Origin of the sequence: Promicromonospora sp. NPDC052451 (assembly GCF_044547525.1) — a bacterium.
GTDB lineage: Bacteria > Actinomycetota > Actinomycetes > Actinomycetales > Cellulomonadaceae > Promicromonospora.
On the sequence record NZ_JBIUAP010000008.1, the window covers coordinates 251,627 to 260,260 of the forward strand.

Annotated in this window: 7 protein-coding genes; 3 read left to right on the top strand and 4 right to left on the bottom strand. The window is 74.4% G+C overall.

All coding sequences use genetic code 11. The features are described from left to right. Positions 1-120: 120 nt before the first annotated feature. Complete coding sequence (locus tag ACIG47_RS16450) at positions 121-1,299, top strand: LacI family DNA-binding transcriptional regulator (RefSeq protein ID WP_397432052.1); 1,179 nt, start codon at positions 121-123, stop codon at positions 1,297-1,299. Between the two features lie 10 nt (positions 1,300-1,309). Here the strand turns inward: ACIG47_RS16450 and ACIG47_RS16455 are convergent, their stop codons facing one another. From ACIG47_RS16455 to ACIG47_RS16470, 4 genes are all read right to left on the bottom strand, one after another. Further along, the gene (locus ACIG47_RS16455; RefSeq protein WP_397432054.1) at positions 1,310-2,836 is read right to left on the bottom strand and encodes a lipase maturation factor family protein; all 1,527 of its coding nucleotides are present in this window, start codon (positions 2,834-2,836) and stop codon (positions 1,310-1,312) included. A gap of 71 nt (positions 2,837-2,907) precedes the next feature. After that, positions 2,908-3,864, bottom strand: coding sequence for a TIGR03885 family FMN-dependent LLM class oxidoreductase (locus tag ACIG47_RS16460; RefSeq protein WP_397432055.1), 957 nt, complete (start codon positions 3,862-3,864; stop codon positions 2,908-2,910). Then, complete coding sequence (locus tag ACIG47_RS16465; RefSeq protein WP_397432065.1) at positions 3,861-5,558, bottom strand: alpha-amylase family protein; 1,698 nt, start codon at positions 5,556-5,558, stop codon at positions 3,861-3,863. The genes ACIG47_RS16460 and ACIG47_RS16465 overlap by 4 nt, the downstream gene beginning before the upstream one ends. A gap of 7 nt (positions 5,559-5,565) precedes the next feature. Further along, positions 5,566-5,754 carry a hypothetical protein gene (locus tag ACIG47_RS16470; RefSeq protein WP_397432056.1) on the bottom strand — a complete coding sequence of 63 codons (189 nt, stop codon included), beginning with the start codon at positions 5,752-5,754 and terminating at the stop codon, positions 5,566-5,568. A 144-nt stretch (positions 5,755-5,898) separates the two neighbouring features. Between ACIG47_RS16470 and ACIG47_RS16475 the strand changes: the two genes are divergently transcribed. Both ACIG47_RS16475 and ACIG47_RS16480 read left to right on the top strand, forming a co-directional pair. Then, on the top strand, positions 5,899-7,443 hold the full coding sequence (locus ACIG47_RS16475) for a peptide MFS transporter (RefSeq protein ID WP_397432058.1): 1,545 nt from the start codon (positions 5,899-5,901) through the stop codon (positions 7,441-7,443). A gap of 54 nt (positions 7,444-7,497) precedes the next feature. Beyond that, positions 7,498-8,634 (top strand): LacI family DNA-binding transcriptional regulator (locus ACIG47_RS16480; RefSeq protein ID WP_397432060.1); only part of this gene is annotated, 1,137 nt, incomplete at its 3' end.

Here is an 8,634-nt window from a genome sequence, read left to right on the forward strand (position 1 = left end):
GCGGGAGATGGTGCCAGAATGTTCGTCCGGATGATCGTCCCGGGAGCCAGGCCGGGCACCGGCCCGCGGACAGGACCGACACAGGACCGACAGAGGGCCGGAGACAGGCGAGGACGGGGCATGACGAACCAGAGCTCGACACAGGACCAGGCGGCCCAGGACGCGCCGTCGTCCGGCCGTCCCGCCCGGCAGGCCGCCGGCCCGGGCCGGCGGGCGACGATCTGGGAGGTCGCCAAGGCGGCGGGCGTGTCGCACCAGACCGTCTCGCGCTACCTGCGCAACGACTCCAAGATGCGGCCCGAGACGGTCGCCCGGATCAGCAGCGCCGTCCGCGAGCTCGACTACCGGCCCAACCTGACCGCCCGGTCGATGCGCACCCGGCGCAGCGGTCGTGTCGCGGTGCTGCTGCCCGCCGTGGCCACGTACGGTCCGCCGCAGATCCTCAGCGGCGTCATGGAGGTGGCCCACGAGCACGGCTACACGATCGAGGCGCTCAGCGTCGAGGGCGGGCCCGCCCAGCGGTTCGAGCGGGTCCTGGAGCTCGCCGACTCGGGTCAGGTGGAGGGCGTGCTCGCGCTCGCGCCGCTCCCGCCCGAGTCCGAGCACCGCTTCCCGGACCGGGCGGCGATAGTGGTGTCCGCCGACTACGACGACGAGTTCCGCGGCGTCGGTGAGCTCGCCGACGGTTCCCCGGTCGCCGACCTGGTCGAGCGGCTCGCGGAGCTGGGCCACCGGCGGTTCCTCCACATCACCGGGGCCCTCGACTTCGCCTCCGCGCGCGGCCGCCGGGACGTGTTCGTCGAGACGATCGAGCGCCTGGGGCTCGGCCCCGCGCGCGTGATCGAGAGCGACTGGTCGGCGGAGGGCGCGCGCGCCGCCGTGCTCGCCCTGCCCGAGGAGGACCGCCCGACCGCCATCATCGCGGCGAGCGACGTCGGGGCCGCGGGGGTGATCCTCGGCGCGCGCGAGCGCGGCTGGTCGATCCCCGGCGACCTGAGCGTCACCGGCTGGGACAACAACCAGCTCGGCGCCTACCTCCAGCCCACGCTCACCACCGTGCACGTGGACCACCGCAAGCTCGGGCGGGCGGCGATGGCCCGGCTGGTCGCGACGCTCCGCCCGGATCCTGGGACGAGCTCTGGGACGGGCCCTGCGTCGGCCTCTGGGGCGGGCGCCGACCCGCGCCCTGACCAGGGCCGGGGTTCCATCGCGCCGCCGGGACCCGGCACGACGACGGCGGACGCGCCGCTGAACACGATCATCTGGCGGGAGTCGACAGGGCCGGTCCCGGCCACCTGAGCCCGCGCGCTCAGCCCGCCGCCCGCCCGTCCACGAGCTGCCCGTCGACCAGCCGCACCGGGTCCACGGCCAGGTGGAGACGCTGCCGCACCCACCAGTCGCCGGTGCGCCGGCGCTCGTCGGGTGTCGTGTACCGGTAGCGGTACAGGACCGCCCGGACGGCGACGGGGCGGCGGCCGCCGAACGGGTCGTGGCGCAGCAGGCGGAGGGTCGCGGGGTCGGCCTCCAGCAGCCGGCGCAGGAACACGGTGAACCAGCGGCTGGAATGCCCCAGGGGCAGGAACCACATGAGCCAGTCCAGCCGCAGGTGGTACGGGGCCACCTGCGGCGGACGGCGGTCCGTGGGCCCGGGCTTGCCCCGGAACTCGTACTCGGTCCAGCCGCCTGGACCGGAGTCCTGGTCGAGCGTGCCCTCGACGGCGACCTCGTCGCGGTGCCGGGTGACCGAGCCGAACGCGCCGTAGGCGTTGACCAGCCGGAACGGCTCGAAGCTCGCGTTCATGCGCTGGTTGCGGGAGGCGAGGTTCAGCGCCGGCCGCACCGAGAGCACGAGCAGCAGCAGGGCCACGGCGGAGACCGCGATCACGAAGGCGAGCGGCGCCGGCGGCGCGCCGGCCGCCTCGGCCCCGACGCCGGCCGCCCCGGCTCCGCCGTCGGGCAGCCCGACCAGGCCGCCCAGCCACGCCCAGGTGCCGTCGTCGACCACCCCGAGCGCCAGCACGATGGTGGCCCAGTTGAGCCACGCGAAGTTGCCGGTCAGCACCAGCCAGCCCTGGGTCAGCACGAACACCGCGGCCGCGACCGAGGGGAAGGGCTGGGGCAGGAACAGGAGATACGGCACGAGGAGCTGGCTCACGTGGGTGCCGACCACCTCGAACCGGTGCCACCAGCGCGGCAGGTGGTGGGCGTGCCACGAGAACGGGCCGGGCAGCGGCTGGGTCTCGTGGTGGTAGTACAGGGCCGTCAGGTCCCGCCACGCGCGGTCGCCGCGCCACTTGATCAGTCCGGCCCCGTGCTCCAGACGGAACAGCAGCCAGCGCACCGCGAGGATCGTCACGAGCGGCACGCCCACGGCGTCGGACCCGAGGAAGGCGACGAGGAAGCCGGCCTCGCACAGCAGCGTCTCCCAGCCGAAGGCGTAGAACGTCTGCCCCACGTTGACCAGCGAGAGGTAGCACCACCACAGCACCAGGAACACGAGCGCCGGCACCCACCACGGTCCCGCCTGCGGCAGCCCGACGACGACGCTCACGCCGAGCAGCACGCCGCACCACGCCACCGTCACCAGCAGCCGGTCGGAGTAGCGCAGGCGGAACAGCGACGGCCCGTCCCGCCAGTGCGTGCGCTGGACGAACCGTGGGACCGGGGCGATGCCGTGCTCTCCGAGCAGGGGCCGGAACTGGCGCAGCGCACCCCAGAACGCGAGCGCGTACAGCGCGCCGAAGCCGCGCTGGAGCAGCGTGCGCGCGACGTCGTAGTCCGTGCTCGACCACCAGCCGAGCCAGTCGGGCAGCACGGCGGGCAGGGTGTCTGCCATGTGGCCACCGTAGCCAGGGCGCGAGCCACTCCCCAGTCGGCTCCTGCGAGGCAGCGGTGCCTCGTGGCCCCTCAGCGCAGCGCCGGGAGCACGTGCGCGCCGAACGCCTCGACGAACGCATCCTGCTCGCGTCCGACGTGGTGCAGGTAGAGGCGGTCGGCGCCCGCGTCGCGGAGCGCGGCGAGCCGCCCGGTGAGCGCGCCCAGGTCTGCGTCCACCAGCACGGCGCGCCGCACCTGCTCGATGCCGACGTCCCGGCCCAGGGCGTCGAACCGGGCCGTCGTGGCCGTGTCCGCGGCCACGGCGGGCGAACCGGTGAGCGTGCGCCACTGGTCGAGCGCGATCGCCTCGGCCTCCTCGACGGTCGGCGCCCACGACAGGTGCACCTGGACGGCCACCTCGCCCGCCCCGCCGGCCTCGCGGTACGCCTCGACCATCTGCCGCAGCTCGGCGGCCGGCTTGTTCACCGTGACGAGACCGTCGGCCCACACGGCGTGCCGGCGGGCCGTGGCGACCGTCAACGCCGGGAGCACCAGCGGGGGCACCACCTCCGGCAGCGTCCACAACCGCGCCTGGCGGGCGACGACCAGACCGGCGTGGTCCACCTCCTGGCCGCGCAGGAGCGCACGGATCACCTCGACGCACTCGGCCAGGCGGGCGTCACGCTCCGCCTTTGGCGGCCACGGGTCCCCGGTCACGTGCTCGTTGAGGTTCTCGCCGGAACCGAGGGCCACCCACAGCCGCCCCGGGTACATGGCCCCTAGGGTCGCGATCGCCTGTGCCACGATCACCGGGTGGTACCGCTGGCCCGGAGCGCACACGGTGCCGTAGGGCAGCCCGGTGGCGGCGAGCGCGGCGCCGAGCCAGGACCACGAGAACCCGGACTCGCCCTGTCGCTCGCTCCACGGCGCCAGGTGGTCGGAGCACATTGCGGCGTCGAAGCCGGCGTCCTGCGCGAGGCGGGCCGCCCGCAACCCCTCCGCCGGGTGGAGCTGCTCGTGGGAGACGTGGAACCCGAGAACGGTCACGTGCCCGCTCCGTCGTCCGGGTCACCGCCGTGGCCGGAGGCGTCGTGCCCGGACGCGCCGTCGATCGTGTGGCGCAGCCACCGGTACCCGTAGCCGGTCAGGGGGATGCGCCCGTCGGGCTCCACGGCCGGGTAGTCCTGGTCGACGTGCACGTCGACGTAGCGCGCGGCACCCGTCTGCAGCGCGGAGACCTCGTCGGCCGGCAGGGTCGCGACGACGTCCTCGTCCGCGAGGTTGGCCAGCAGGAGCACGCTCGACTGCTCGACCTGGTACCGCAGTGCGAGCACCGACGGCACGCCCACGTCCCAGGGCTCGGGCCGGGTCCGGCCGAGCTCGCTGAGCCCGAGCCGGGCGCGCAGCAGGCCGCCGACCCGGTGCAGCAGGGAGCCGTCCCGCACGCTCTGCTCGTCGACGCTCACCTTCTGCGGACCGTGCTCGCCGGTGATCACGGGCGCCGGGAACCGGTCCTGCGGGGCGCGGGAGAACCCCGCGGACGGCGTCGTCGACCACTGCATGGGGGTGCGCACGGCCTCCCGCTCGGGCCGGCCGAGGTCGTCGCCCATCCCGATCTCGTCGCCGTACCGGAGCACGGGCGGCCCGGGCAGCGAGAAGAGGACGGCGTGGGCCATGGCGAGGCGGCGCAGGTCGCCGCCCAGCATCGGGGCCAGCCGCCGCCGGATGCCGCGGTCGTAGACACGCATCGATTCCTCGGGCGCGAAGGCGTCCAGCACCTCCTTCCGTTCGTCCGCCGTGAGCCGTTCCAGGTCCAGCTCGTCGTTGTTGCGCAGCCAGTGCGCGTACGTCGAGCCCGGCGGGGGCGCGGGCTGGGCCCGCAGGGCGCGCGTCAGCGGCTCCGCCACGCCGCGCGCCAGCGCGAGGAAGAGGTGGTTGTTCGTCCAGAAGTCGAGCAGCATGGTCATGCCCTGCTCGCCGTCGCGGCCGAAGTAGTCGGCGTACCGGTCCGGCTCCACGTCGACCTCGCCGAGCAGCGCGGCGCCGGCACGCTGGGCCGACACGGCGGCCTGCAGGTCGCGCACGAGCCACTGCCCGTTCGTGTCGGGGCGGGCGGCCCGGGCACGCTCCAGCATGAGGGGCACCGCGTCGACCCGGAAGCCGGAGACGCCCATGCGCAGCCAGAACGACACGATGCGGTGGAGCTCGTCGCGTACCCGGGGCTTGTCGAGCGCCAGGTCCGGCTCGTGGGCGTAGAAGCCGTGCCGGTAGAACTGCTGCGCCTCGTCGTCCCACGTCCAGGTGTCGGGCTCCACGTCGGGGAACATCGGCTTGATGTCGTTGTTCGGTTCGTCCGACCACAGGTAGTAGTCGCGGTACGGCGAGCTCCGGTCGCGCCGTGCCTCCTGGAACCAGCGGTGCTGGTCGGAGGTGTGCTGCGTGATGAGCTCGACGAGCACGTGCAGACCGAGGTCGTCGGCCGTCTCGAGCAGCCGGGCCATGTCGGCGAGGTCGCCCAGGCGGGGGTCCACGGCGAGGTGGTCGGCGACGTCGTACCCACCGTCCCGGAACGGGGAAGGGTAGAACGGCAGGAGCCACACGCAGGTGGTGCCGAGGCCGCGCAGGTAGTGGAGTCGCTCGATGACGCCGGGCAGGTCGCCCCAGCCGTCGTCGTCCGAGTCGACGAAGAGGCGCGGGTCGAGCTGGTAGATGACGGCGTCCGAGTACCAGGAGGACCGCATCGCCACGTCATCCCTCCCGACGGGCCCGACCGCCGGTGCGCGGGTTGAGCGCGTCGGGGTCGGCGTCGGTGTCGGTGTCGGCCGCCGAGCCGGAGGCGTCGTCCGCGGCCGCCGCGGCCGCTCCGGTGCGGGGGTTGAGCTGGTCCGGATCGGCGTCCGGGTCCTCGGCGGGGTCGTACACGGGCTGTTCGGTCATCGTCGTCTCCTGTCCACGGGCGTGGCTGGTTCCGGACCGCCGGCTCCTTCTCCGAACCGTGCCACGGGCCGCGGTGGCTCGCACCCGCGCTGCACAGGACGCGTCCGAGGTGCGCCGGGGCCGCCGGGCACCGACGATCGAGGCATGAGCACAGGCTCGGCGACACCGCCGTCAGAACCGCCCCCGCCGGAGTCCGTCGCGGTCGCGGCCGGGGACGACCGCCGGTTCTTCGGCCATCCCCTCGGCCTGATGACCCTGTTCACCACCGAGCTGTGGGAGCGGTTCAGCTACTACGGCATGCGCGCCATCCTGGTCTACTACCTGACCGACACGCTGTCCGACGGCGGGCTCGGCCTCGACCAGACGCTGGGCGAGGCCGTCGTGTCGGTCTACGGCACGGGCGTGTACCTGCTGTCCGTGGTCGGCGGGTGGCTCGCCGACCGGGTGATCGGGGCACGGCGGTCCACCCTGTACGGCGGCATGATCATCGCCGCGGGCCACGTGTGCCTCGCGGTCCCGGCCGCGGGGTTCTCCTACCTGGGCATCGTGCTGGTCGCGCTCGGCACCGGGCTGCTCAAGCCCAACGTGTCCTCCATGGTCGGCGCCCTCTACGACCGGGGCGACACACGGCGCGAGTCCGCGTTCCAGATCTTCTACATGGGCATCAACATCGGCTCGTTCTTCTCGCCGATCATCGTGGGCGCCGTCCGCGCCGTGTGGGGCTACCACGCCGGGTTCTCGGTGGCCGCGGTGGGCATGGCCGTCGCGCTCGTCTTCTTCGTGCTGGGCCGCAAGCACCTGCACGGCGCCGGCGACCACGTGCCCAACCCCGTGCTGCCCGCCGAACGGCCGGCGGTGGCGCGGATGTTCGCGGTCGTCGCGGGCGGCGTCGTGCTCGTGTACCTGGTGGCGCGGCTGGTGTCGGGGCAGTGGGGGCTGCTCGCGCTCATCGACACCCTGAGCTACGTCGCCTTCCTCGCACCGATCGCGTTCTTCGTGGTCATGTACCGGTCCCCGCGCGTGACCGACGCCGAACGGCCCCGCCTGCTCGCGTACATCCCGCTGTTCGTCGCGGCCATGCTCTTCTTCATGATCTTCGAGCAGGCGGCGACCACCCTCGCCACGTTCGCCGCCGACCGCACCTCGCGCGAGGTGCTCGGGTTCACCGTGAGCCCCGAGTTCTTCCAGTCGATCAACCCGGCGTCCATCATCATCCTGGCGCCCGTGTTCGCCTGGCTCTGGGTGCGGACCAAGGACCGCCCGCCCACGCCGTACAAGTTCGCGATCGGCCTCGCGCTCGCGGCCCTGTCGTTCCTGGTGCTGGCGGGTGCGTCGGCGGCAGCGGGCGACGGCCTGACGCCGGGCTGGGTGCTCGCCGCCGTGTACGTGATCCAGACGCTCGGCGAGCTGTGCCTCTCGCCGGTGGGCCTGGCCGCGACCACGCTGCTCGCGCCGCGGGCCTACCAGGGGCAGGCGATGGCCCTGTGGTTCCTGGCGCCCGCCGCCGGGCAGGCGATCACGGCGCAGCTCGTGCAGGCCACGGCCGGGGCGTCGGACACCGCCTACTTCGGCGGCATCGGCCTGGTCGCGCTCGCGTTCGCGGGGATCCTCGCGCTGCTCGGGCCGTGGGTCACGCGGCACGTGCGGCGCGCGGACCAGATGGAGGGCGTGCGCACGGCGGGGGAGTGAGCGAGCGGACGCGTCGCCCCGGGTGGCTCGCCGTCCGGCACTAGGCTTGCCCGCATGCCAGACCCCACGACGGCTGGTCCGGTGGACCGTCGCGAGACCTCGCCCGGGCAGGTGCCGGGCCCGGCGCTCAAGGTACCCACGCTCGACGAGGTCGCCCGGCGGGCGGGGGTCTCGCGTTCCGTGGCGTCCCGTGCGATGAACAACGCGCGCAACGTGAGCCCGGCCAAGCGGGAGGCGGTCGCCCGGGCGGCGACCGAGCTCGGCTACGTGCCGAACGCGACCGCCCGGGCGCTGGCGACGAGCACGGGCGGGTCGGTGGTCCTCGCGGTCTCCCACGACGACCCGGCGCTGTTCGGCGACCCGTTCTTCTCGCAGGTGCTCGTGGGCGTGGCCGCTGCGCTGGACAGGTCGGAGCTCGACCTGACGCTCATGCTCGCGTCCTCCGAGCGCGGCCAGGCCCGGCTCGAGCGGCTGCTGCGGTCCCGGCGCTCCGACGGCGTGATGCTCATGGCGCTGCGCGGGGACGACCCGCTGAACCGGCTCGCGGCGGCCACGGAGCTGCCCGTGGTGCTCGGTGGACGGCCGCTGCACGGCGAGCCGCGCTGGTACGTCGACGTCGACAACCGGGGCGGTGCCCGGCTCGCCACGGAGCACCTGCTGGCCTCCGGGCGCCGGCGGATCGCCACGATCACCGGCCCGATGGACCTGCAGGCGTCGGTCGCCCGGTACGAGGGGTTCGCCGACGCCATGGCGGTGGCGCGCCTGGACCCGGACCGGGTCGAGCACGCCGACTTCAGCTTCGAGGGCGGCGCCCGGGCGACGACCCGGCTCCTTGCCGCGCACCCCGACCTGGACGGCGTCTTCGCCGCCTCGGACAACATGGCGGCCGGCGCCGTACGCGCCCTCAAGGCGGCCGGGCGTCGCGTGCCCGAGGACGTCGCGGTGGTCGGCTTCGACGACCTGGAGGTCGCGCGCCACACGGAGCCGGCGCTCACCACCGTGAGCCAGCCGATCCGGGGGCTCGGCCAGGAGATGGCCACGATGCTGGTGCGCCTGATCGGCGGTGAGTCGCCGACGCCGGTCATCCTGCCGACGCGCCTGGTCGTGGGGGGGGGGGGGGGGGGGGGGGGGGGGGGGGCGCCCCCCCCCCCCCCCCCCCCCCCCCCCCGCCCCCGCGGCCCCCGCGCAGAG